Raw genomic sequence first — 24,165 nt, 5'->3', positions numbered from 1 at the left:
CGAGGCACGACGCTCACCCTTGCGATTGACCCGAAGGTAATTTACCGTCGAGTCAATTAACTTCCCGGATCTGATGGAGACAGCTGTGACACGGTCGTGGTGGGGATGGGGCAATGTCGAGGACGCGGTCACCGGGGCCGAGCGCGCCGCATTGACCCGGCGCATCGCCGAACTCATGCCCAAGGCCGATCTGACCGTGCACGAGCCGCCGGCTCTGGCGGAGCTGACGGTGCCCGCCTCCCGCATCCAGGCTCCGGATGCGTTGGCGGCGTTGGCCTCCGGTGGACTCGGCGACCGGGTCGCGCACGGGCACGGCCAAGCGTTCCGGGATGTGGTGCGGGCCTTGCTCGGACGCGTCGAGAACGTCCCGGACCTGGTGCTGCGCCCGCGCTCGGAACAGGACGTGGTGGACATCCTGGATTGGTGCGGTAGCGCCGGTATCGCCGTGATCCCGTTCGGCGGTGGCACTTCCGTGGTCGGCGGGGTCGAGCCGCGCGGTGTGGCCGACCACCCGGGTGTGGTGTCGCTGGATCTGGGTGGGCTCGATCGAGTGCTGGAGGTCGACCGGGTCAGCCGCGCGGCACGCATGCAGGCCGGACTGCTCGGGCCCGCCCTGGAAGAGGGGTTGCGCCCACACGGGTTGACGCTGCGGCATTTTCCGCAGTCGTTCGAGTTCTCCACGCTCGGCGGCTGGCTGGCGACCCGGGCGGGCGGACACTACGCGACCGTCTACACCCACATCGACGACATGGTGGAGTCGATGCGCGTGGTCACCCCGGTCGGGGTGAGCGAGTCGCGGCGGCTGCCCGGTTCCGGGGCGGGACCGTCGCCGGATCGGATGTTCCTGGGCTCGGAAGGCATTCTCGGTGTGATCACCGAGGCGTGGCTGCGGGTGCAGGACCGGCCGCGCTGGCGCACGGGCGCGTCGGTGCTGTTCGGCGACTACTCCGCCGCGGTCGCCGCCACCCGCGAGATCGCCCAGGCCGGGATCTTCCCGGCCAACTGCCGGCTGCTGGATCCGGTGGAGGCGTTCCTCAATGCCGGCACCGCGAGCGCCGGGGGCGTGCTGGTGCTGGGCTTCGAATCCGCCGATCATCCGGTGGACGAACCGATGTCGTGGGCGCTGCGAATCTGCCGCGCGCACGGCGGCACGGTGCCCGAGGGGGTACGTTCCACCGATGCCGAGCAGGAGGCGGTGGCGCGCGCGGGCGCGGCCGACACCTGGCGGTCGTCGTTCCTGCGCATGCCGTACCAGCGTGACGCGCTGGCGGCCCAGTCGATGATCGTGGAAACCTTCGAAACCGCTTGCACCTGGGACCGTTTCGAGGAGCTGCGGGCGGCGGTGCAGACGGCGGCGACGGGTGCGTTCGAGTCGCTGGGGGTGACCGGTGTGGTGTCCTGCCGGTTCACCCACGTGTATCCGGATGGTCCCGCACCCTATTTCGGGATCTACGCCGCCGGTAGCTGGGGCCGCACCGTCGAACAGTGGGATGAGATCAAAGCCGCTGTATCGGAGGCACTTTCGAACACGGGTGGCACGATCACCCATCATCACGCGGTCGGTCGCGACCACCGCCCCTGGTATGACCGGCAGCGTCCGGAGCCGTTCGCGGTCGCGCTGCGGGCTGCGAAGGCGGCCCTGGATCCGGCCGGCATCCTGAATCCCGGTGTCCTGATCGACCCTGCCGCAAGGGTTTCCGCCGGAGCGGCCCGGTGAGCAGGGCCGGTACCAAGGGCGTTCCCCGCGGGCAACGCGAACAGCAGATCCTCGATATCGCCACGGTCGAATTCGGTGACCGCGGCTATGCCAATGCCTCGATCGCCGACATCGCCGCTGCGGCGGGAGTGTCGAAACCCCTCATCTACACCTACTTCGGCTCGCGCGACGGCTTGCACGCGGCATGTATTCACCGCGCGGGCGAGCGACTGGTCGCGGCCGTCGCCGCCGCCCAGTCCGTGCACGGTGCGCCCGGCAAGGCCCTTGCCACCTTGACCGGCATCTTCACCGCCCTCGACGGGCACACCCAGAACTGGCGAATCATCTACGACGCCACCCTGCCTCGTCCGGGTGAGCCCTTCGACACGGCCCGCCACTATCAGAACGCGCTCAACGCCATGGGATCCGAGGGCGTCACCGAGGTGCTGGCCGACGCGGGCATCGGCGACCCGACGGATCATGCCTTGGTGTTGTCGCTGTGGTTCAGCATCGTCACCACCACCATCGCGTGGTGGACCGACCACCCGGACCATACCCCCGACGACATGACCGAACGCTGCTCTCGAATCTTCACCGCCCTCGGCCGATCCCGGTAGCGCCCGGCCGTCGGCTACCGGGGCGACGCGGCGGTCAGGTGGGCCTCGATGGATTTCACCGCCAGGCCGACGCCGTCCTCCGCGCCGATGCGGGCGCTCATCCGAATCGCGTTGTCGCGGAGCGAGTTCTGCGTCGTGGCCCGCAGGATCGCGTCGGTGAGCAGGTCCTCCGACATTTTTCCATAGGGAATGGTGGCCGGGCTGACCCCGAGGTCGACCAGCCGCCGTGCCCAGAACGGCTGATCGGCGTAGACGGGCACGCCGATGGCGGGCACGCCCGCCCGCAGGCCCGCCGCAGTGGTGCCCGCGCCGCAGTGGTGGGCCAGCGCGGCCATGCGCGGGAACAGCCAGTCGTGCGGCACTTCCCCGATGGTCAGGACGTCATCGCCGGGGACGTCGAGCCGCATCCAGCCGGGCTGGATGACGGCGCGGACTCCCGCGCGCCGCACCGCTTTTCCGATGATCGTCGACATCCGCGCGCTGCCGGCGGCATTGTCGACCATGCTGCCGAAGCCCAGGAAGACCGGCGGCGGTCCGGCGTCGAGGAAATCCACCAGTTCGGCGGGCGGCTCCCACCGGTCGGGGCGCGGCGGCCACCAGTAACCGGTCACCTCCAAACCCGGCCGCCAATCGGCCGGGCGCGCAACGACACTGGGTGAGAAGCCGTTGAGGATCGGCCACTGCGCCGCGGTGCGCTGCCGACGCGCCGCGCGCGCCGACAGCGGCGGCAGGCCGAGTTCGCGGCGGAACGCGGCAATGGTCCCGGCATAGAAACTGTCGTTGAACCAGGCGCCGAAGTCGGCGGCCAATCGGTTGCCGCGACCGCCGAAGTCGTAGGGGCCCAGGGCCGCCGGGGCGTGCGCGGCGGTGGCCGAGAGCGGCTGGAACCGCAATCCGATCGACGGGATGCCCTTGGCTTCGGCCAGCGCCAGCCCCGCGTACTCGGTCGGCGGCGGCAGCAGCAGGACGTCGGCTGGTTCGTCGCGCAATGCCTCGATCATGCCCAGGCCCATGCCACGAACTCCGCTGGGGGAGGAGAACTTCCAGCCCGCCGCGAGCCGGTTGATATCGGTGTCGGTGTCGATCTCGAGGTCGAGAGCCATCTCCCGGAATTCCAGCCCGCATCCGGTGATCTGTTCGGCGAACATCCAGTGCGAGGCCACCAGCACCTCGTGCCCGGCGTCGCGCAGGCCCACGCCGAGCCCGGTCAGCGGTGCGATATCACCACGCGAGCCGATGCCGACGAGCACGATCCTGCTCATGCGGCACCCACCGTCGCGAGGATCGACAGCCACCGGGCGACCACGTCGCCGAGGGTGCCGGCACCGAGTCCACCCTCGGGTGAATGCACCGAATAGTGGACCTGTTCAACGCCTTCGGGCTTGCTGGTGCCCAGCATCATGCTCAGATCGAACATGGTCAGCCGGGACTGCTCGCGCGACTGCGCGTCCGGAATCCACACGCCGACGTCGCCCAGGAAGTTGAAGTAGAACTTGGGGAAATTGAAGCTCAGGAAGCGCGGCCAGCTGTCGGGGTGATGCCAGCACAGCAGTGTGAAGTCCTCCGGATTGGGCGGATACGTGGCGATGGCGTCGCGGATGCGCTCGTCGAGGGTGCCCGGCGCGGGGCGCAGCGCCCACGGATAGTCGTCGGAGATCCAGGCGACCGTGCGCGAGAGATCGGTGCCCGGACGCAGGCGGCTGTAGCGGCCGTGCTTCTGCACCGAGATGGGCCGGGCCTCGCCGGTCACGTCCTCGATGGCCAAACCCAGTGCGACCAAAAGGATTCGGGTGTACGTGGCGCCGAGTACCTCCGGTAGCTCCACCAGCAGGCGCTGCGCGAGCGGGCCGTCGATGACGCCGTCGATGTGCGCGGATTCCGGTGTGGCGGCGCGGGGTTGCTGATTCGGCACGCTGTCACTGGCCGCGAGCCAGTACTCCAGTTCACCGACTCGTCCGGGTGCGTAGCCCTCCAGGAATTCGGCCCACTCCGAGCCGGTGGTGGACTCGGGCAACAGCGAAATCTCTTCGCCCGCTTCCCATTGCCGCACGTAGGTGGCGATATCGTCCCACAGTACCCACATGGCGACGCCGTCGATCGCGACGTGATGGGCGGTGAGCACCAGGATGTTGACGTCGGTGGAGCGGGTGAGCAGCGCGGCGGTCAGGATCTTGCCGCCCGCCGGATCCAGCCGCAGATTCGCCTTCGCCGACTCCTCCTCGATGACCGCCATCAGCGCACCGGGATCGAGACCCTCGATATCCACCACCCGCACGTCGATGCGAGCCGGATCGACGACGCCACCGGATACCGGTTCGATCAGGCAGCCCGCGTCCTCGCCGTAGCTGTATCGGCTGCGCAGTGCCTCATGGGTGTCGATGAGCGAATTCAGCAGGCGTGCTGCGTCTTCCGGGCCCATCGCCACCGGAACCGGACACGGGATGGTGATGCCGAAGATGGCGGGATTCTCGTCCCAGGTGAGAAATTTGCGGGCGGCGGCGGTGAGCCGTCCGGGGCGCGGTTCGGTCATGGTCGTCCTCGAGGTCGGGGAGTGTCGGGTGGGGGTCATCCGGCCACCGGGGTCGCGTCGACCCCGGCCTGGGTCAGCACCTCGCCGAGCAGGCGCAGGCTCGCCCAGCCCTCGTCGAGAGGCAGGCCGCCGATGAGGGGATTCATCAGGATTTCGGTTCGCCCGCAGGCGATCTGGTCGCGTAGTTCCTCGGGCGTGAGGATCTCGAGATAGCCGTGCGCGCGCACCGCATCCACCGATCCGGTACCGATGTCGGCCGATCCCGCGCTCGCTTCGTGCGGCCGGGGCACCCCGTCGCGCCGCCACGACGCGTATTCGCGGATCTCGGTGAGAATGTTCGGCGCGAAACGCTGCCAGGCGGCATCCGGATCCCGATGCAGCAGAGTGAGTTTGCTCCCGGGCTCCGGCTTGTGCACGAATCCGGCAGTGCCGCAACGCTGTAGCTCCGCGTAGTACAGCTCCTCCACCTCCGGCATGGCCATCGGCAACGACAGCGGCAGCCCGAACTTGGCCGCCCGCCGCGCCGCGGCCGCGCTCATCCCGGCGATGAGCAACTGCGGATGCGGTTGGGTGAACGGCCTGGGCGTCACCCGGAGCACATGCCCGCCCCGCTCGATCGGCTCACCCCGCCAAGCCGCGAACATGATCTCCAGCGCCTCGTCCATCAGCCGCCCCCGCCGCCGGAAATCCCGCCCGAGCGCCGCGTATTCCTCAGGCCGATAACCGATTCCGGCCACCACGGTCAACCGCCCACCACACAGGTTGTCCAGCACCGCCAGATCCTCGGCCAACCGCACCGGCTCGTACAACGGCACCAGCAACGCCCCGATACTGACCCGCATCCGCGCCGTACAAGCCCCCACCGCCGCCGCCATCAACAACGGCGCAGGCAACCACCCCGTCCCCGACCCGTGATGCTCCTCGCAATTAACCACCGCAAACCCGCACCCATCGGCATAAGCAGCCATATCCAACGCCGCCCGATACCTCTCCCCGTGCCCGCCCCCGAAATCATCGACATTGGTCATATTGAGCCGAAGCGCCGCCACCACGTTCATCCCGCAAATATCGAATGCCGCAGCACCACCAGGCAATAACCCGCGATACCCCAGCGATTGTGCCGACCGCCCCAGCACCACCACCGGCAGGGCCCACTCGGCGCGCGGTACCACTGCCAGGTGTACCGCCGCGCCGGAGGCACCATCACGATCACAAAGAACAAGGCGGCTAGTAGCTCTCGGATTGCGGCCCGTTCGGCGGACCCGATCACTCTCGCGGGACGTCCGCTTCCGCGCAACAGCACTGGCAACGACCGGCCTCACTGTCGTACCGACGCTGTACGTTCCATCACGTGTCTGCGAACTGCGATCTCTACGCCACAGTAAAGGGCCTCAACGATATTCATGAAGCACGGGCGGTGAAAACTGCGGTCGAGCAGTTGTTAGCGGAGGAGTTCCAAGGTGGTTGGGACTTCAACGTAGAGATCAAACAGCGAGGCTATGGCTTCGGGGCCGTTCGTATTCGATGATCACCCGTTGTAAACCTCTTCGATCTCCACGATTCGGCCGACATCGATGCGGATGCGGGCGATGGGGGTGATCTGGCTCCAATGGGCGGCATCAGTTTTCATCAGTGTGAGAGTGCACGGGTCGCGATAGACCGGCCAGTCGGAGCAGATCGTGCCGTGCTCGGCGGTGATGGTGACCTGTTCGGACACCGGCATGGTCATCCGGTCACCACATGGCTCCAGTGCGCCCTGAGTGCCGGGCATTCTGACGTGGTGGGTCATGCTGTAGGTGAGTGCGTTGCTCGCCGGGAGATCGAGCAGAGCGACCAGGTGGATGCCGGTTGCGGTCGCTCCGGCTGAATCATCACAGGGGCCCACTATGTCGCCTGACGCATCGGTACTCGGGATCGGCGACGAATTGCTCGTTGCGAGGTCGGTCGTCGATGTGGGGCTTGGTGATTGGTTTCCGCATCCGCCCAGCACAGCAGCCATTGCGAGCACGATGGCGGAAACCGATCTCTGCCTAGCGGGTGTCACTGCCGCCTCCTGTGTTCGGTCGACGGCGGAGTCGATGGCCCCGATTGAACGAAGTTCTGGCTGTCCGAGGACTGGCCGCATTGTCGATTCATAGCTGCGCGGCGAATAGTTCGGCGGCGAAATGCTTTCAACAGCAGGTAAATACGCATTTCAGATAGCCTCCACGTGTTGTGTCAGTTTTGAGTCAGGGTGCGACGGGGAGCTCATGAACATGGAGCGCGCAGATCACTCGATCCCCAACTCGCGAGCCAGGTAGCTCGCTGGACTCCAACCACGCCTCGATAGAACTGCCCGGCCTTGCCTGCGAAGCCAGACTCGGAGTCTCCTCAGGTACGCTCTGGAGCCCGTACTCGGTGTACACGTGCCGACCATTCGCGTGATCTGGTGTGAAGTTCACGATGAATTACACATCGCCATCCCAAGTGGGCGAGAGCTCCGAACTCAGGCTGTACAACAGCGCCCAGCATGCCCCCACAACGATCACGCAGACAATCACCAAGCCCACCAATACCGCGGTCGCGTCGCCGATCAACTTTCTCATTCGCCCCCGAACCTCGTTCCGGTCAACGTGTCCCGGCGCCCTGAGGCTATCAGGTCTGGCGCCCACCAACGTCGGTGAGCATGTGAAGAAGTTGTGCCGATTCCTCGCGGATTCGGTTACGAGCCAAAGCATTTCAATGCAGCGATCTTAGAATTTCGCCGTGCTTCGGTTGATCTTCCTCGTCCCACTGGCGTGCTGGTCACTGGCCGCTCGACCCTCGCGTCATCGCACGCGGATTACTTTGATACTGGCGGCGATCATCGTCGTCGAACTTGTGGTTTCGTTCGAAGCTTGGTCACTGCGATCGTGCCGTAACAGCCTCGAGGTGCTTTTGAGTGTTCTCGGCGCGGTCGCGCTGATGATCGGAGTGTCCATCGAAAAGCGGATGGGCAGCGGGCCTACCGGTCGCACCATCGTGGGCACCGTATTGGCCGGCCTCTACTGCTGTGTTCTTGTGCTGGGAACCCTTGGGCTGACGGCGCTCGACTCCGGAGTGCTCGATGGTCCCGGTGGAAATGGTGGCAAGCAGCCTCCGATTCCACCCGCGGATCAACTCGGAATCTTGCCGGCGGGATTGAAGATTCTCGATAAATCCGCCGGGCGCAGGCTGCAACCGTGTGTCATCGCCCCTGAGCCGCTGCCGAACGCACTACATTGCCGCTGATTGCTCGGTTCGAAGCGGCTTGTTCTGTGGATCCAAGCCCGCGCCCTCGGCCGGGTCCGCGCAGCCTGTTACTGGCTCCGACCATACAAACCTACGCCCGCCGACTCGACTCCCAGCGAAACCTACTCCAGCACGGATTCGGTCAGTGGAGCGGCGTCGGCCAAGCCCGGGTCTGCCGTGAACACCACCGCCCTCAGGTCGCCGTCGGGAATGTGGACGGTGTCGCAGTCCAGTGCGATCTGCCCCAGATCCTCATGCTGCAGCAGCATCCGGCTGTCGTGCTGCCCGGTGGTGGGCGTGCCGGCCCAGAGCTCGGCGAACACGGCGCTGGCGCGCTGGAGGTCGGCGGTCAAAGACGCCAGGTCTTCGTCGGCGGGGTAGCGGGTCGAAGCCGCACGCAGCTCGGCGACCAGCAGGCGCTGGAAGCGTGCCTCGTCATGCGGCGACCGCGTCACTCGGCCGCCCTGGCCAACGAACACCCGCCAGGCGATGTTGCCCTCGCGCGGGTGGAGTGAGGGCACCCCGCAGGCCAGCGTTTCCCACGCCCGGTTCCAGCCGACGACCGTCCACGTGGCGTCGAGTACGCACACCGGCGTGCTCTCTATCCGGTCCACGAGTCGGCGTGCGCCATCGCTGAGCCGCCGTGGTACCCGCCCGTCCACCGGCGCGTAACCGGCCAGTGCGCACAGGTGCTCGTACTCCGCCCTGCTCACTCGGAGCGCCCGGGCCAAGGCGTTCAACACGCCAGGCGAAGGATGTCGGCGACCCTGTTCCATCCGTTTGAGGTAATCCGTTGACACGCCGGCCAATTCGGCGAGCTCTTCACGGCGCAGGCCGCCCGTGCGCCTGCGGCCATGACTGGCGACGCCCACCTGTTCGGGTCGGGTGCGTTCACGTCGCTCCCGCAACACCGTTCCCAAAGTGTTCGCGTCCGACATGGCCGAAGAGTATCAGCGGCATCGGCCCGGAGGGGGACATCTTGGCCCCCGCTACGGTGGCCGAAACCCGGAAGAGTGACCACCATGATTGATGTCAACCAATTCGCCGACCGGGTCTTGAAATGAGCGCATCGACCGACGAAGTGCGCGCCGTTCCGTTTCGCATGGCCGCCGCGATGTCCGATCGTGACGTCGAAAAGCTGGTGGTCAATTACACCGATGACTTCGACTGCGTGGTGCCGGTGCACCCCGATCGCTCCTTCCGCGGTGCCGACCAGGTTCGCGCGAACTACACGATGATCTTCGCCCGGTATTCGAACGGCCTGGACGCCCGGGTCATCGACTCCGTGGTGGACGGTGACCGGGTGTGGACGGAGTGGGAGATGATCGGAACGCGGGCCGACGGGGTCGTCGAGACCATCCGCGGCACAGTCATCATCCGGGTCGAGGGCGGCCGCGCCGCAGCGGTCCGCTTCTACCTCGATCCGGTCGCTGCCCCGGATACGTCGACACAGCTGAACATCCTCGGCTGAAATGCGGCTCGGTAGAACTCCCGCTGAACCCAAGGAATCGATTTTCATGCAGCTCACCGTTCTCGCCGCGTCCGGCCCCACCGGACTCTCCCTCACCCGGCAGGCACTCGCACGTGGCCACATCGTGAGGGCCATCGCCCGCAATCCGGACCGGATCACCATTCCGGACGTCCCGGGGCTGACCAAGATCGTCGCGGACGTGTTCCACACTGACGAGATCGACGCGGCGCTCGAAGGCAGTGAACTGGTGCTGTCCGGACTGGGTGTGCCCAAGGGGACGAAGCCGGGCGTGCTGACCGCAGGCGCCCGGTCGGCAGTGGCGTCGGGGGCCCGCGTCATTTGGCTGGGCGCTTACGGCACCGGCCCCTCGGCCGCGGTGGCAAGCGCGCTCAACCGGCTGGTCCTCAAGGGACTCGGTGCGGAGGTCGCCGACAAGGTCGAGTCCGACGCAGTGGTCATCGAAGCCGGCGGGACGGTTTTCCACGCCGGACCCCTGTCGAACAAACCGATCAGCCCGGACCGGCGCACCGTCGGGCTCGATGCTTCCCCCAAGAGCATCTTCCGAATCATGGTGAGCCGGGACACCGTTGCCGCCGCGATGCTTGACGAAGCGGAGAACCCGCGGTTCCCCGGCCGGATCGCTGTTCCACTCGCGCGCTGACCCGAAGGCCCATGGGCGGCTCGCCTGCAGGTCGCTCACGCCGCGCGCGGGATTCGAAGACCCCCGGTCCGTGTCGCATCCGATACTGCCGAAGATCAACGCGCCGAGGCGATCTCGGCCGGGCCGAACGCACTGAACCGCCGAGTCCCGGTTGCTCGACGAGCATGCATTCCGGTACGTAAACATCGAGAAGACTTGTACCCCAGTGCATTCTGGTGATGCATGAGCGGGTGTGAATGTCCGGAAGTGCCGCGAGCCGCGCTGACCGAACCTGCCAGCCGCGAAGGTGCGGTGGGCGGGCGGTACCACTGCCGGGGGTACCGCCCGGTTGGTTGGTAGTTTCTGAATTGCTGATTGTCCGGTGGGGCCAGGGTGAATCGGAAAAGGGGATCGGGTGGTCACGGAGAGCGCGGAATCGGTAGCCCGGCGCGGGTCTCGAATACTGGGCGCGACCGGCGGACTCGGGTGTGGACTGGTCCTCGGCGGCATGCTGCTCGCCCTCTACAGCGTGACCTTCGCGTCGGCACAGCCGGAGAACTGGGAAAGCTATCAGGGCACCGACGCCCTGAATCAAGCGCACGGGCTGGCGAGGCATTATGCGTGGACGGCGATCGTGCTCGGCCTCGTGGTGCTCGCCGCCGTGGCGGTCACCGCGGTCGAGGTGGTTCGGTCGAGTCGCTGGATTCTGCCGACGACCGACTGGGTTCGTGCGGTCGTGGTACTCGCCATGGGGGCCGGGATCGTGGTGCTGCCGGTCATGGCGCTCTCCGGTCACCTGGTCCGGCGATACCGAGACATTCGAGGGGACGTGCCCTTCTTCGCGAGCCTCCCGACTGCGCTGACCGCCAGTGGCCTGGTGGTCGTCGGTGCGGCCCTGATGGCACTCCCGGTGTGGCGGTCGATGATTCCGCGGTGGCGGCCGGGCGTCGTCGAGGCGCTGTCGTTGCGGCGCGGGCTGGCAATGGCGGTCGCGGCCGGTCTGGCCGTGTCGGGACCGATTGCGGCGGTGGCCGTCGTGGCAGCCGACGACACGGTTCGGTTCGATCACACCCGCGCTGCCGCGACGACGGTTCCTGCGGTGCCGAATCGCCTGGGAGAAGAACGCTTTCGCGTGCCGCTGCCGATGGTGACCACGTCGAGCGGCTCGGGATCGCCGAACGTCGTGGTGGCCGGTGCGGGATTCGTGGTCGCCTCCACCGCCGGTCTGACCGCGTACGACGGCGCGACCGGCGCGCCGCGCTGGCACTACCTGAGCACGTATCCGCCCGTCGAAGGGGCCACGGCGCCGTGGCAGCACGACACCTCGACACGAGTCGGGTACAGTCCCGGCACGCTGCAGTCGGTCGACGGTGGCAAGGTCGTGGTCGCCAACTGGGGACGGGTGGGCTGGAACGCCTTCGATGCCATGACCGGTGAAAACCTCTGGCACCATGCGGATTACACCAGGGACATCGCGGACCTGGATCAGTGGACGGCCGACCCGACCGAAGCCCTCTCGACGCCCGGGTTTCTGATCCGGCGCAACACCGAGCGCATGGCCCGCTACGACGGGCGAACCGGGAAGCGCATGTGGTCGGTGGATCTGCCGATGAAGATGGACCCTTCGGCATGCTACGAGCAGCGGATATCCGTGGCCATGACAGACGGCGCGATCTATGTTCTCGTGCCGTGCACGCACGGCGACCCGTCCCGGGCGAGCGTCACGGAGATCGACCCGGCCACCGGCGCAGTCGTCGTCACCAGGGAATTCGAGGATGCCGACACCGCGACGCTCACCCGATTCGAGAACACCGTCGTTGCCGGCTGGTTCCGGCGCACCCCCTCGGCCTTCGTCGATATCACGCTGACCGGTCCACGGCAGCTCGCGAACACCACGGTCGACGACGGCGACCGGACCCGGATCGTCGCGGCCGATCCCCTGGGCGCGCAACAGATTCGGCCCGTGTACCGCGACGCGCACGACAAGGATCCCTACGCGGTGGTCGCGGCCGACACCGGCGCGATCCGTTATCGCCTGCCAGGCTTCGTCGATCCGATCATTCCGGACGCGCAGAACGTCATGTTCCTGCGGGACGAAATCGTTCAGATGCCCGGTAGTCCCGGATCACGCATCCTCACCTACGAGCTGCCGGTGCGATCCTGGAGCCGCGAGGACGGCCATCCGGTGACCTCGCGAACCGCAGGCACCGTGAACTACCAGGCTTTCCCGCGCGCCCTCGCGGCACCGGGTGCGGTACTGGTGTTCTGGTCCTTCGAGTCGGCCGGTGAAATCGTCGGATTCGGCGAATAACCGGGTCAGCGCGCGGCGAGCCGGTCGGCCAGGATGGTGGCTCGGGCCAGCTGGACCTTGCGCGCCTGGCCGGAGGCGAAGGCCATCAGGCCGAAGGGCGTGCGCAGCCGGAGTTCGTCGTCGACGCGGGTCCCTTCGGGGGTCGGGGTGAGGTCGAAGCGGTAGGCCATGTGGACGCCGCCGGGGCTGTTGACCTCGCCCCAGACCGAACTGGCCGGGGTGCCCTCCAGCGATACCCGAATGCGGTTGTCGTACTTGAGCGACAGCAGGCGGAAGCGTTCGACTGCCACGTACGAGCCGTCCTGCACGTCCTCGACCGCCACCACCAACGGGGACAGGCCGATGTAGTTCTCCGGCCGGGTCAGATGGTCGTACGCCGCCTGCGCGGGCGCGGTGATGGTGAACGTGTTGCGGAGGATCTTTTCGGGCATGGCCGAACTCTAGCGGCACCCCGGATCGTCGAGCAGGCCGAGTTGGGCTGCGCGGACGCCGATCTGGAAGCGGCTGTGCACGCCGAGGCGGGTCATGAGGTCGGCGAGGTGGCGGCGGTAGGTGCGCAGCGAGAGGCCGAGCCGGCGGGCGGCGGCCTCGTCGATCAGGCCGAGGTTGAGGGCGTTGAGGATGGCGCGGTCGGTGTCGTCGATGACCACGGATTCCGCCGGTGCGGTGAGACCGTGGCCGGACTGCCAGCTCAGCACGGCGAATTGGTGCAGGGCTTGCAGCAGAGCCGGTTCGCGGACCAGATAGGCGTAGGGGTGCCGTGTGCCCGCGCCGCTCCACAGCACGGCGACCGTGCGGTCGATGATGAGCGCGTTGTGGAAGTCGTTGTCGGTCACCCGGATCTGTGCGCCGCGCGCGGAATGCCGCAGCAGCGGTTGCCGATCCCTGGTCTCGAGGTAGTCGGGGGAGTAGAGCAGCCGCACCTGGGTGCCCGCGGTCAGTAGATCGTCCACCACCACCTGCCCGAGTCGCAGGTGATCGCTGGACGGTGCGGGATTCGAGACCGCCACCACCGCTTCACGGCGGGCATGCCGCAGGAGCCGGTGGACATCCCTGTCCCACTGGCCTTCCTGGCTGAACCGGACGATCCCGGTGGCCGGGCTGCCGGTGTGCTTGCTGTGCATCACTACCCCCATCGTGACATCGGACCGGAGGTGCTCGCGGGTTTGGCAGCTTGCTGCCACCCGGGCGGATCCGGCCGCGCCGATTCGTAGGTTCGGCTCATGCACATCAGTTTTAGCGAAGACCAGGACCGGTTGCGCAAGCAAGTGCGGGAGTATTTCGCCGATCTCGTCACCCCGGAGGTCCGCGAGGGGCTGCGGTCGGGGCCGGGCGGCGAGCACGGCGACGGGCGCGTCTACAAGGCAGTGGTCAAGCAACTGGGTCGTGACGGCCGGCTGGTGCTGGGCTGGCCGGAAGAGCATGGCGGGCAGGGCCGTTCGATGCTCGATCAGCTGATCTTCCTGGACGAGGCCGCGGCGGCGGGCGTACCGCTGCCGTATCTCACGGTGAACACAGTCGGGCCGACCATCATGCGCTACGGGACCGAGGCGCAGCGGGCGTACTTCCTGCCCCGGATCGCGCGTGGCGAATTGCATTTCGCCATCGGCTATTCCGAGCCGAGCGCCGGCACCGACCTCGCGTCGCTGCGCACCCGCGCGGTCGGTGACGGCGACGACTATGTCATCAACGGCGAGAAGATGTGGACGAGCCTCATCGAATACGCCGACTACGTCTGGCTGGCGGCCCGCACCGATTCCACCGTGGGCAAGCACGCCGGGCTGTCGATCTTCATCGTCCCGACCACCGCGCCCGGATTCTCGTGGACCAAGGTGCACACCATGGCCGGGGTCGGCACCAGCGCCACCTACTACTCCGATGTCCGCGTGCCCGCCACCAGCCTGGTGGGCGGCGAGAACCAGGGCTGGTCGCTGATCACCAACCAGCTCAATCACGAACGCGTGGCCCTGGCTTCGGCCGCGCCCCTGCGGGAATCGCTGCGACAGGTGACCGAGTGGGCGCGCGACACGGTGCTGCCCGACGGCAGCCGGGTCATGGACGCCGAATGGGTACGCCTGCATCTGGCCCGCGTGCACGCGCACACCGAATACCTGAAGCTGCGCAACTGGCGCACCGCCTGGGCCGCCGACCGTGGCGAACTCGGGCCCGCGGATGCCTCGGCCACCAAGGTCTTCGGCACCGAGTTCGCCATCGAGGGCTACCGGTTGCTCATGGAGGTGCTGGGCGCGGAGGCGGTCCTGCGCGCCGATTCGCCGGGCGTGCTGCTGCAGGGGCGGATCGAACGCCTGCATCGCGCCGCGCTGATCCTCACCTTCGGTGGCGGCGTCAACGAGGTGCAGCGCGACATCATCGCCAAGACCACGCTTGGTCTGCCCGTCTCCCGCTGAATACAGGAGTAGCACAATGGATTTCGAATACACCGAGGCGCAGCGGGAGCTCGCGGGCCTGGCACGGGAACTGCTCGGCGACTGGATGCGGCGCCATCCCCGTCCCGGCGACAGCGGCTTCGATCCTGATCTGTGGAAAGTCATGGCGGGCAGCGGATTACTGGAGGCCGCGCTCCCCGAACGCGTGCACGGCGGCGGTTACGGACTGCTCGAGCAGTGCGCCGTCCTGGCGGAGATCGGCGAGACCCTAGCTCCCGCACCGTATTCCACCAGCATCGCGGTCGGCGCGGCCACCCTCGCCGAATTCGGTGATGACGGCCAACTCACGCGCTGGGCCGGTCCGCTGTTGCGCGGCGAGCAGACGCTCGCCCCGGTTCTGTCCCGCGACTTCGCGGCCTTCGAGGCGGAGCGCACGGGCCGAGGCTGGCGGGTCAGTGGCAGGCAATCAGCCGTTGCCGCAGCATCGTTCACCGACGGCTTCCTCCTCGAAGCACGGGCGGGCACGAATTCGATACTGCTCCTGCTGGATCGGAACACCGAGGGCCTCACCGTCACCGCACAGCACACCGTCGACGGCACCGATGCCGCCCTGCTCGCACTGCATGAGGTATCGGTTCCCGACGAGAACGCGCTCACCGCACCCGGGGCGGCGACGTTCGCGGCCCGGCGCGCCATCCTCGCCATCTGCGCCCACCAACTCGGCGTCCTCACCCGAGCCCTGGACATGACCTGTGAATACGCCAGCACCAGAAAGCAATTCGACAAGCCGATCGGCTCGTTCCAGGCGGTGCGGCAGCGCCTGGCCGACGCCTACATCGACGTCGAAGCCGTCCGTCTCACGCTCTGGCAGGCGGCCTGGCGCGAATCCCACTGTCTACCGGCCGATTCGGAGATCGCGGTCGCGAAGTTCTGGGCCGCGCAGGCCGGGCATCGCGTCGCCCACACCGCCGTCCACATCCACGCCAGCACCGGCATCTACCTCGACTATCCGATGCAGCGTTACTTCACCGCCGCCAAACGCGGCGAGTTCGAATCGGGAACGGCAACCACTCAACTGCGTCGCCTGGGTGGTTGGCTGGATACGGCCGGACAACGATCGGTGCCGGAGACACCGCCGCCCACCCTGGCGACGGCTTCCGGACCCGCATGAGCCGTGTGCACACCCCTCGTACGCAAACGTGATCATGACCTCATCACGTGAATGCCCCGGGAGTTGCAGCCCCGGGGCACCCACGTGGAGGGACATTCCCACGGGGCGATAAATATTGAATAAACGCGCTACGGGTTGGCCGGTCCGGGCGCGAACAGGGTCGCGAGCGTGGGCGCGGGCAGCCCGGCGCGGCGGAAGATCTCCGCGGCGTCGGCGTGTTCGCGGGCCGCGGCCTCGACGTCACCGCGGGCGGCCCGGGCGGTCGCGCGCAGCGACAGCGCACGGGCCCGGTCGAGCGGGTCGGCGGCCTTGCTGAGCAGGCGCAACGCCTGGGTCGCCTCGTCCTCGGCCGCGGCGTGGTCGGCGGCCCGCAGATGGATCTGGGCCAGCCGGGTACGCGCCCAGCCCTCCCACAGCCGCACCCCGTTGCGATGGGTCATCGCGACCGCGTCCTCGGCCAAGGCCAGCGCCGCCTCGTGCTCCCCGAGCATCGAACGGGTGGCCGCCAATTCGTGGGTGGCCCACCCCAGCGCCACCGCGTTCGAGGACTCCCGGGCCAGCGCGATGGCCCGCTCGGCCACCGCGACCGCCTCGGCGTACTGACCGGATTCGCACAGCGTGCGGGTGGCCAGCGCCAGAATCCACGCCTCCAGCGACCGATCGTCCAGCGACCGGGTCCAGGCGATCGCATTGGCGTAGTGCCGATGCGAGTCCTTGGTATTGCCGATGCGCCGATCCGCCACCCCCAGCAGAATCTCGGCCAGCACCTGCAACCGGCGTTCGGCGTCGTCGGCGGGCTGCGAAATCGGCTGCAGGAACTGCAGACTCGCCTCCACCTCACCGAGCCCGATCTGCATCATCGCCCCCAACGCCACCCGGATGCGCCGGGCACTGGCGTGATCCGCACTGCGAATCGCGGTGTCCAGCAACGCTTCCAGGCCGTCGGCGAGTTCGCGGGCGCGGCTGCCGGTGTCCATCAGCTCCGACATCACCCAGGCCAGATCGGCGGCCAGCGCCACCGCTCGGCCGCCGATGCGGGCCGCCTGCCGGTGCAGGGCGATGATCACCGGCCGCTCGACGTCGTTCCAGGATTGGCCCTCCGCGCCGTCGGCGAAGGTGTGCCCGACCGCCTTGGTGGGGACCAGCAGCAGCGTGGTGTTGCTGTAATCCAGTGCGCCGAGCAGGTTCTTGGTGCTGGCCAGGTAGTAGTCCAGCAGCCGGACCACGATCTCGGATTCCTTCTCGCTGGCGTCGCGGCCCTCGGTGCTCCCGGCCAGTCGCGCCGCGAACAGCCGCAGCAGGTCGTGGAAGCGGTAGCGGCCCGGCGCGGGCGTCTCGAGCAGGCTCAGATCCACCAGCGATTCGCACAGCAATTCCGCCTGTGGCACCGGTACACCCAGCAGCGCGGCCGCGCCGTCGACCGGGAAGTCCGGCACGTCGGCACGGGCCAGCGTGCGAAACGCCCTGGCCTGCTCGGGATTCAGCTGCCCGTAGCCGAGGCGGAAGGCCGTTTCCAGGGTGAGGTCGCCGGTCTGCAGTACCTCGAGGCGCCGGCTCTCGTCGGCCAGCCGCTCGACCAGCGAGGCGATCGTCCACTGCGGCCGGACCGCCAGCCGCGCGCCCACGATACGGACCGCCAGCGGCAGGTGGGCGCACTGTTCGATCAGGGCGTAAGCCGCATCCTGTTCCCCCGCAACACGTTCCGTACCGAGGATGCGGGTCAGCAGCGTCATGGCCTCCTCGCGCTCGAGCACGTCGAGGCGGGTGCGGCGCACCGCGGGCAGCTCGGTGAGCGCCGAGCGGCTGGTGATCAGCACGGCGGTGCCGGACGTACCGGGCAGCAGCTGCGACACCTGGGCGCTGTCCCGGGCATTGTCGAGCACCACCAGAATTCGCTTGTCGCTCAACATGGTTCGCAGCTGCGCGGCCCGATCATCCACGGCGGGCGGGATATCGCCCTCGGCGACCCCGAGTCCGCGCAGGAACCCGCCCAGCGCGTCGCCCGGCGGCACCGGTTCGGGGTCCACGCCGCGCAGGTTCACATACAGCTGCCCGTCGGGGAAGCGGTCGCGCAGCCGGTGGGCGACGTGCAGGGCCAGGGTGGTCTTGCCGACCCCGCCCATGCCGCCGACCGCGGAGATGGCGACCGCCGGTCCGCCGCCGGTGAGCTGGGCCGCGAGCTCCTCGACCACCCGGGAGCGGCCGGTGAAATCGGCGATGTCGGGCGGCAATTGGGCCGGGGTGGCCACGGTGCGGGCGGGGCGCAGCACCGGCGGGAGTTCGGCGCGCAGGATGCGTGCGTGCACCTCGCTCAGTTCCGGTCCGGGCTCCACGCCGACGCCGTCCACGAGCGCGCGGCGGGCGCGAGCGTATTCCTCGAGCGCCTCGGCCTGGCGGCCGCCGTGATACAGCGCGGTCATGAGCAGCGCGCGGAAGCGTTCCCGCAGCGGATGCTCGTCGATCAGGGGTCCGAGTTCGGCGACCGCCTCACCGCTGCGGCCGGTGTCGATATCGAGGGCCAGCCGGTCCTCCAGGATGGACAGTCGCCATTCCTCGAGCCGGGCTCGCTGTCGCTCGGCGTAGGGGCCGGGCAGTCCGCTCAGGGCCGCGCCGCGCCAGCGGGCCAGCGCGGACTCCAGGGTGTCGCGGGCGCGGGCGGGGGAGTCCGGGCGCAGTCGTTCGGCGGTGGCGACCTGGTCGGCGACCTCGTCGATATCGGTGCGGCCCTGCGGTAGTCGCAGCGCGTAGCCGTCGCCGATGGAGATCAGCAGGGTCGACGGTCCGCGATTGACGCGGTCGGGTTCGAGTTCGCGGCGCAGCTTGGCCACGTGGGTGCGCAGGGCCGGCACCGCGCGCAGGACCGGGTCCTCACCCCAGATGCCCTCCACGAGTTCCGCGGCGGTGACCGCCTTGCCCTCGCGTAGCAACAGGGCCGCGAGCACGGCGCGCCGCTGTGGCGGACCCAGATCCAAGGGCGCGTCCCCGCGCCAGGCACGGACCTCGCCCAGCACGGCAAACCTCAACACCGCAACACTCAAAAAAACCAACCTCCCCGTTCGGGAGTGTAGAGGGATGGAGTTCGCGACGATTCGCCGACTATCCTGCACCGATTCGCCTCCACCATCGTGGAACATCGCCCCGAATGTCCTGGACCGTCAATCCCGTTTCGTTGGTCGGTCATTGGTCGCCGCCAAGCGGCCGGTCCGAAGCTGGTCGCAGGCATCGCCCCGAGTCGATGCCCTCGACCACCCTGGAGGCATCCCATGCGGGCGAAATCCGCCGTCGTCCTGGCACTCTGCGCCGTGTCCTTCGGACTGGCGGCCTGCGACCCGCAATCGACACCGGCCACCGTCACCCCCACCGCGCCGGTCACGATCACCCCGACCGGTCCGGCCTCCGTCACCGCGACCGCGCAGCCGACCGATGCGCAGGCCTCCAGCCGGTTCATCGTCATCACCCAAGGCGAGCTGAAGGACAGCAAAGGGGCGCTGAGCTACGACATCGTCGTGCCGGGCCTCGGTGTCGAGGGCAAGGGCGTGAACTTCGAAGCGGCCCGGGCCTTCAACGGCTGCATGAACCAGCGCGCCAACGACTTCCTGACCCAGTACAAGCAGGCGAAGTCGATCACCGATCCGAACAAGAACTCGAAGGTGGATCACATCGGCAAGCATGTGCTCAGCGGACTGCTGCGGGTGAGCGTCGACGGCGGCGGGGCGCACCCCTCCATCGTCGAGTCGACGTGCGTGATCAATGCCGACACCTCCGAGGCGATCGGTTTCGCGGACATGTTCATCGACCAGGCCAAGGGCCTGCAACTGCTCTCGGCGCAGGCGGCCGCGCTGCTGCCCGCCACGCGCGCCGGCGATGGTTTCAACAAGAACGGGATCACCGCGGTCGCCGCGAACTTCAAGTCCTGGACCGCGACGCCCGACGGCCTGCGCGTGTACTTCGACCAGGGGCAGGTCGGCACCGAAGCGGCGGGCGCCATCGACATCACGGTGCCGTGGTCGGCGCTGCGGGCACAGCTGAAGCCCGGCCTGCTCGAGGTGCTGTCGAGTTGATCCCGAGGCGTGTCGAGTTGGTAAGGCGGAAGGCCGTATCCGGGCCGTACTCTGAGGCCGTGGCGACCATCGGTGACACGTCGCGCCCAGGGGGCATCGGTACGGCGGGTGCGGCACGACCCGCGATCGCCCTGGCCACGGTGACCGCGGTCCTGTTCGTCACCTTCCTCGACACCACCGTCGTCAGCGTCGCGCTGGCCGACATCCGCTCCGACTTCAGCACCGATGTGAGCCTGCTGCAGTGGGTGGTCAATTCCTACACGCTGGTCTTCGCCAGCCTCATGCTGGCGGCCGGATCGCTCGGCGACCGCTGGGGACGCAAACGGGTGATGGTCGCCGGGCTCGCGATCTTCTGTGCGGGATCGGTGATTTCGGCGCTGGCGTCCGGCGTGCCCGCCCTCATCGCCGGGCGCGCGATCATGGGTGTGGGCGCGGCCGCGTCCGAACCGGGCACGCTTTCGGTGCTGCGGCAGGTGTTTCCGGACGCGAAGCAGCGCGCCAAGGCGCTGGGCGTGTGGTCGGCGGTGTCGGGGCTCGCGCTGGCGGCGGGGCCGGTGTTGGGTGGGGTGCTGGTCGACGCGTACGGGTGGCGGTCGATCTTCTGGCTGAACGTGGTGATCGGGGTCGTGGTGTTCGCGGCCGCGCTGCGTTTCGTTCCCGAAAGCTCGGATCCGCAGCCGGGGCCGCTGGATTGGGCGGGATCACTACTGGGCGCGCTCGCGCTCGGGACGGTGATCTATGCGGCGATCAGCGGCGAGAACCGCGGCTACGGCGCGCCGTCGGTGGTGGCGCTGTTCATCGTCGGGGGACTGGCCTGCCTCGGATTCGTGGCGGTCGAGACGCGGGTTCGCAATCCCGTCTTCGACTTCCGGTATCTGCGGCTGCCACCGGTGCGGGCCGCGCTGGGGGTGGCGTTCGCCGTCTACTTCGGGGTGTTCTCGATCTTTTTCTTCACCGCGCTGTATCTGCAGGTGATGATCCATTATTCGGCGCTGCGCACGGCCGGGGTCTTCGCGCCGATGGCGGCCGCGATCGTGGTGGGGTCGCTGGTCGCCGGGTACTGGGTGGCCCGCACCGACGCGCGAACGCCGATGATCGTCGGCTGTGTGGTGAGTGCCGTGGGCATTCTGCTCACCCGCCATTCCCTCGACGGCAGTATCGGATTCGCGGAACTGTCGGCCACGCTGGCGGTCGCCGGGCTCGGATTCGGTATCGCCGTGGTGCCGTTGACCTCCGCCGTGCTGACCGGGGTGCCCGCCGCGCATTCCGGGATGGCGGCCGCGGCCACCAACACCATGCGGCAGGTCGGCGCGGCGGTCGGGGTCGCGGTGCTCGGTTCGCTGGTGAACGGATTCCTCACCGCTGATCTGAAGACGAAGCTCACCGACCTGGGGCTGCCACCTGAACTGCAGCCGACCGCCATCGACGCGGTCGAGCGCGGCCGGATACCGTCGGGCATCGACCTGGGGACCATGCTCAAGTACGCGTCCAAGGTGCCCGAGGCGCTCGCGACCGGGACGGTGGCCTTCCATCACGGACTCGATGTGGCACTGCAGGTTTCGGCGTTCATGATCCTGGCCGCCGCGGTGCTGTCGGCGCTGACGCTCAGCGATCCGGGCGACTCCGGGCAGTGGTGGCGGGAACTACCGCCCGCCATGGGCGCTTTCGTGATGGCCACCGGAATCCTTTCCGTGGGACTGCATCTCACCGGATTCGAACCATTGTCGCGGGCGGCGCTCACGCTCGCGGCGGTGGTGTGGCTGGCACTCGCCGCCGACTTCGTGTCCCGGCTGCTGTGGACGCACACCCGGTGGGAGGGCGAAGCGGACACACCCCCGGCCTTGACGGCGGTCGCCGCCACCACCGTGCTCGGGACCCGGATCGCCTTGCTCGGTTGGCATTTCGTGGCCACCGCGCTGCTGGTGATCGCGGCCATCCTGTGGCCCGTGCTGATCGTCCTGGTGATCGGGCACTGGAAACGGCGGATGCCGGGGGCGGTGTTCCTGGTTTGTGTGGCCACCGAGGGGCTCGCGGTGCTGGGAGCCACGCTGGCGCGGGCCGGTGTGGGGGAGTGGCTGATGACCGCGGCGCTGGTGTGCTTCGTGCTCGGACTGCTGTTGTACGCCTTGGCATTCACGCATTTCGATGTCAGCCAGATCTGGCGTGGGGCCGGCGACCAGTGGGTCATGACCGGGGCGTTGGCCATCTCCGCGCTGGCCGGATCGAAACTCGTCGGCTGGCACGGGTGGACGGGTTCGCTGGACGGGATACTGCGGACTCTGACCCTGGCACTGGTCGGCATCAACCTCGCCTTCTATCTGGTTCTCGTGGTGGCCGAGGCGGTCGCGTTCCGGCCGGGTTACAACGTGCGACGCTGGGCCACCGTGTTCCCGCTCGGCATGACGGCGGTCGCGGTGCTGTCGAGTGGTGCCGCATTGGATCTGGGGTGGGCGCGGGTGCTGGGCCGGGTGCTGCTCGCGGTGGCGGGCATGGTGTGGCTGCTCATCTCGGCGGAACTGCTGCACGCCTGGGCGCGTGGTGGGCGTGCCCCCGATGCGGTGGCACCTGCCGGGAAGCCGGCCGAAAAATAAGTGGCGCGAACCGGGTTCGGCCCGGCAGCATGACTGGCATGTTCGCGCAGCCCATCGCCTCTCACCCCGCAGTCGCGGGTGCGATGGTTGCTGCCCTGACCGGCGCGGCCGCAGCTCTGGCTGCCGCATTCGACGGCGCACGAAGCTGACCTTCTCCGGGACGTCCCGGACCTCAGACGGGGAAGGTCGGCTTCCTGCTGAGGTCCCTCGACACTTGCACTCCCGGTTGGAGATTCATCATGGCCAAGCAGGCCTACGTCCGCACCAAGCCGCACGTCAACATCGGCACCATGGGTCACGTCGACCACGGCAAGACCACCCTCACCGCCGCCATCACCAAGGTGCTGGCCGAGCGCGGCGGGCTGGCCTTCGTTCCGTTCGACCGCATCGACCGGGCGCCGGAGGAGATCGAGCGCGGCATCACCATCAATATCGCGCACGTCGAATACGAAACGGCCACACGGCATTACGCGCACGTCGACATGCCGGGCCACGCCGACTTCGTGAAGAACATGATCACCGGTGCGGCCCAGCTCGACGGGGCCATCCTGGTGGTTTCCGCCGACGACGGCGTCATGCCGCAGACCAGCGAGCATGTGCTGCTGGCCAAGCAGGTGGGCGTCGAGCACATCGTGGTCGCGCTCAACAAGTCCGACGTCGCCGACGGTGAACTGCTGGAGCTGATCGAGCTCGAGGTGCGAGAGCTGCTGTCCGCCAACGGATACGACGGCGACGGCGCTCCCGTCATTCCGGTCTCCGGGCTGCGCGCGCTGCAGGGCGACGAGCACTGGGCCGGGCAGCTGCTGCGGCTGCTCGACGCAGTCGACGAGTACGTGCCGATGCCGGTGCGCTACACCGACGCGCCGTTCCTCATGCCGGTGGAGAACGTGCTCACCATTACCGGGCGCGGCACGGTCGTGACCGGTGCGGTGGAGCGCGGGCGGATCACGGCCGGGGACCGGGTGTCGGTGCTCGGGTTCGGCGGTCAGTTCGAGGCCGTGGTCACCAGCCTCGAAACATTCGGGCGGACAATGGAATCGGCGGAGGCCGGGGACAATGTGGCGCTGTTGCTGCGCGGGGTGCAGCGCGGTCAGGTGGCGCGTGGGCAGGTGGTCGCGGCGGTCGGCAGCATCGCGGTGCACACCGGGTTCACCGCTCGCGTGCGGCTGCTGTCGGCGGCCGAGGGCGGGCGGCGCACGCCCATCGCCAGCGGGTACCGGCCGCAGTTCTTCCTGCGCACCGGGGACGTGTCCGGTCATGTGGTGCTGCCGGCCGAGCGGGCGTTTCCCGGCGACACCGTCGAGCTTGCGGTGACGCTGGACCGCGCGGTGCCGCTGGAGCCGGGACTGGGCTTCGCGGTGCGTGAGGGCAACCTGACGGTCGCCGCGGGGACGGTGCTGACCGTCGACTAGGTCGCGCCGACTGTCCGGCTAGCGGGTAT

The 24,165-nt window shown here is 68.3% G+C and carries 20 protein-coding genes; 12 read left to right on the top strand and 8 right to left on the bottom strand.

Translation table 11 applies throughout. From position 1 onward, the window contains the following. The first annotated feature begins 73 nt into the window (after positions 1–73). Both ACFXHA_RS38545 and ACFXHA_RS38540 read left to right on the top strand, forming a co-directional pair. Positions 74–1,717: an FAD-binding oxidoreductase gene (locus tag ACFXHA_RS38545; protein WP_379365172.1), complete on the top strand. Its 1,644-nt coding sequence runs from the start codon at positions 74–76 to the stop codon at positions 1,715–1,717. Further along, positions 1,714–2,313, top strand: a complete 600-nt coding sequence (locus tag ACFXHA_RS38540; protein ID WP_379365170.1) for a TetR/AcrR family transcriptional regulator — start codon at positions 1,714–1,716, stop codon at positions 2,311–2,313. Before ACFXHA_RS38545 ends, ACFXHA_RS38540 begins: the two co-directional genes overlap by 4 nt. A 14-nt stretch (positions 2,314–2,327) precedes the next feature. On the opposite strand, the gene ACFXHA_RS38535 is transcribed toward ACFXHA_RS38540, so the two are convergent. Genes ACFXHA_RS38535 through ACFXHA_RS38525 form a run of 3 tightly spaced genes read right to left on the bottom strand, consistent with a single transcriptional unit; the run spans position 2,328 to position 5,901 of the window. Beyond that, on the bottom strand, positions 2,328–3,575 hold the full coding sequence (locus tag ACFXHA_RS38535; protein ID WP_379365168.1) for a glycosyltransferase: 1,248 nt from the start codon (positions 3,573–3,575) through the stop codon (positions 2,328–2,330). Then, a complete protein-coding gene (locus ACFXHA_RS38530) occupies positions 3,572–4,843 on the bottom strand; it encodes a condensation domain-containing protein (RefSeq protein ID WP_379365166.1) in 1,272 nt (423 codons plus the stop codon). Before ACFXHA_RS38530 ends, ACFXHA_RS38535 begins: the two co-directional genes overlap by 4 nt. A gap of 35 nt (positions 4,844–4,878) precedes the next feature. Next, a complete protein-coding gene (locus ACFXHA_RS38525) occupies positions 4,879–5,901 on the bottom strand; it encodes an LLM class flavin-dependent oxidoreductase (RefSeq protein ID WP_379365164.1) in 1,023 nt (340 codons plus the stop codon). Positions 5,902–6,194: 293 nt separating this feature from the next. Here ACFXHA_RS38525 and ACFXHA_RS38520 point away from each other — a divergent pair, with 293 nt between their 5' ends. Beyond that, on the top strand, positions 6,195–6,371 hold the full coding sequence (locus tag ACFXHA_RS38520; protein ID WP_379365162.1) for a hypothetical protein: 177 nt from the start codon (positions 6,195–6,197) through the stop codon (positions 6,369–6,371). On the opposite strand, the gene ACFXHA_RS38515 is transcribed toward ACFXHA_RS38520, so the two are convergent. Continuing rightward, the gene (locus tag ACFXHA_RS38515; protein ID WP_379365160.1) at positions 6,372–6,572 is read right to left on the bottom strand and encodes a hypothetical protein; all 201 of its coding nucleotides are present in this window, start codon (positions 6,570–6,572) and stop codon (positions 6,372–6,374) included. A 1,016-nt stretch (positions 6,573–7,588) separates the two neighbouring features. Here ACFXHA_RS38515 and ACFXHA_RS38510 point away from each other — a divergent pair. Further along, complete coding sequence (locus ACFXHA_RS38510; RefSeq protein ID WP_379365158.1) at positions 7,589–8,092, top strand: hypothetical protein; 504 nt, start codon at positions 7,589–7,591, stop codon at positions 8,090–8,092. Positions 8,093–8,214: 122 nt separating this feature from the next. Here ACFXHA_RS38510 and ACFXHA_RS38505 read toward each other — a convergent pair whose 3' ends face one another. Further along, positions 8,215–9,030 carry a helix-turn-helix domain-containing protein gene (locus ACFXHA_RS38505; RefSeq protein WP_379365156.1) on the bottom strand — a complete coding sequence of 272 codons (816 nt, stop codon included), beginning with the start codon at positions 9,028–9,030 and terminating at the stop codon, positions 8,215–8,217. 122 nt (positions 9,031–9,152) lie between these two features. Between ACFXHA_RS38505 and ACFXHA_RS38500 the strand changes: the two genes are divergently transcribed. The 3 genes from ACFXHA_RS38500 (at position 9,153) to ACFXHA_RS38490 (ending at position 12,514) form a co-directional block, all read left to right on the top strand. After that, positions 9,153–9,563 (top strand): nuclear transport factor 2 family protein, encoded by a 411-nt coding sequence (locus ACFXHA_RS38500; protein WP_379365155.1) that lies wholly within the window; start codon positions 9,153–9,155, stop codon positions 9,561–9,563. Positions 9,564–9,609: 46 nt separating this feature from the next. Beyond that, entirely contained in the window at positions 9,610–10,224 is a 615-nt protein-coding gene (locus ACFXHA_RS38495) for an NAD(P)-dependent oxidoreductase (protein ID WP_379365153.1), read from the top strand. 394 nt (positions 10,225–10,618) lie between these two features. Continuing rightward, positions 10,619–12,514, top strand: a complete 1,896-nt coding sequence (locus ACFXHA_RS38490; protein WP_379365151.1) for a PQQ-binding-like beta-propeller repeat protein — start codon at positions 10,619–10,621, stop codon at positions 12,512–12,514. A gap of 5 nt (positions 12,515–12,519) precedes the next feature. On the opposite strand, the gene ACFXHA_RS38485 is transcribed toward ACFXHA_RS38490, so the two are convergent. Both ACFXHA_RS38485 and ACFXHA_RS38480 read right to left on the bottom strand, forming a co-directional pair. Next, positions 12,520–12,945, bottom strand: a complete 426-nt coding sequence (locus ACFXHA_RS38485; RefSeq protein ID WP_379365149.1) for an SRPBCC family protein — start codon at positions 12,943–12,945, stop codon at positions 12,520–12,522. A gap of 9 nt (positions 12,946–12,954) precedes the next feature. Beyond that, positions 12,955–13,638 carry a hypothetical protein gene (locus tag ACFXHA_RS38480; protein ID WP_379365147.1) on the bottom strand — a complete coding sequence of 228 codons (684 nt, stop codon included), beginning with the start codon at positions 13,636–13,638 and terminating at the stop codon, positions 12,955–12,957. A 99-nt stretch (positions 13,639–13,737) separates the two neighbouring features. Between ACFXHA_RS38480 and ACFXHA_RS38475 the strand changes: the two genes are divergently transcribed. Both ACFXHA_RS38475 and ACFXHA_RS38470 read left to right on the top strand, forming a co-directional pair. Then, complete coding sequence (locus tag ACFXHA_RS38475; protein ID WP_379365145.1) at positions 13,738–14,922, top strand: acyl-CoA dehydrogenase family protein; 1,185 nt, start codon at positions 13,738–13,740, stop codon at positions 14,920–14,922. Positions 14,923–14,938: 16 nt separating this feature from the next. Further along, positions 14,939–16,072, top strand: a complete 1,134-nt coding sequence (locus ACFXHA_RS38470) for an acyl-CoA dehydrogenase family protein (RefSeq protein ID WP_379365143.1) — start codon at positions 14,939–14,941, stop codon at positions 16,070–16,072. A gap of 128 nt (positions 16,073–16,200) precedes the next feature. On the opposite strand, the gene ACFXHA_RS38465 is transcribed toward ACFXHA_RS38470, so the two are convergent. After that, positions 16,201–19,098: a BTAD domain-containing putative transcriptional regulator gene (locus tag ACFXHA_RS38465; protein WP_379365141.1), complete on the bottom strand. Its 2,898-nt coding sequence runs from the start codon at positions 19,096–19,098 to the stop codon at positions 16,201–16,203. Between the two features lie 237 nt (positions 19,099–19,335). Here ACFXHA_RS38465 and ACFXHA_RS38460 point away from each other — a divergent pair, with 237 nt between their 5' ends. The 3 genes from ACFXHA_RS38460 (at position 19,336) to tuf (ending at position 24,136) form a co-directional block, all read left to right on the top strand. After that, positions 19,336–20,133 carry a DUF3298 domain-containing protein gene (locus ACFXHA_RS38460; protein ID WP_379365139.1) on the top strand — a complete coding sequence of 266 codons (798 nt, stop codon included), beginning with the start codon at positions 19,336–19,338 and terminating at the stop codon, positions 20,131–20,133. 59 nt (positions 20,134–20,192) lie between these two features. Beyond that, complete coding sequence (locus tag ACFXHA_RS38455) at positions 20,193–22,724, top strand: MFS transporter (RefSeq protein ID WP_379365138.1); 2,532 nt, start codon at positions 20,193–20,195, stop codon at positions 22,722–22,724. A 239-nt stretch (positions 22,725–22,963) separates the two neighbouring features. Beyond that, positions 22,964–24,136 (top strand): elongation factor Tu, encoded by a 1,173-nt coding sequence (tuf, locus tag ACFXHA_RS38450; protein ID WP_379365136.1) that lies wholly within the window; start codon positions 22,964–22,966, stop codon positions 24,134–24,136. Positions 24,137–24,165 lie beyond the last annotated feature (29 nt).

Origin of the sequence: Nocardia sp. NPDC059240 (genome assembly GCF_042753865.1) — a bacterium.
Lineage (GTDB): Bacteria > Actinomycetota > Actinomycetes > Mycobacteriales > Mycobacteriaceae > Nocardia.
This window is presented reverse-complemented; position numbering and strand designations above follow the sequence as displayed.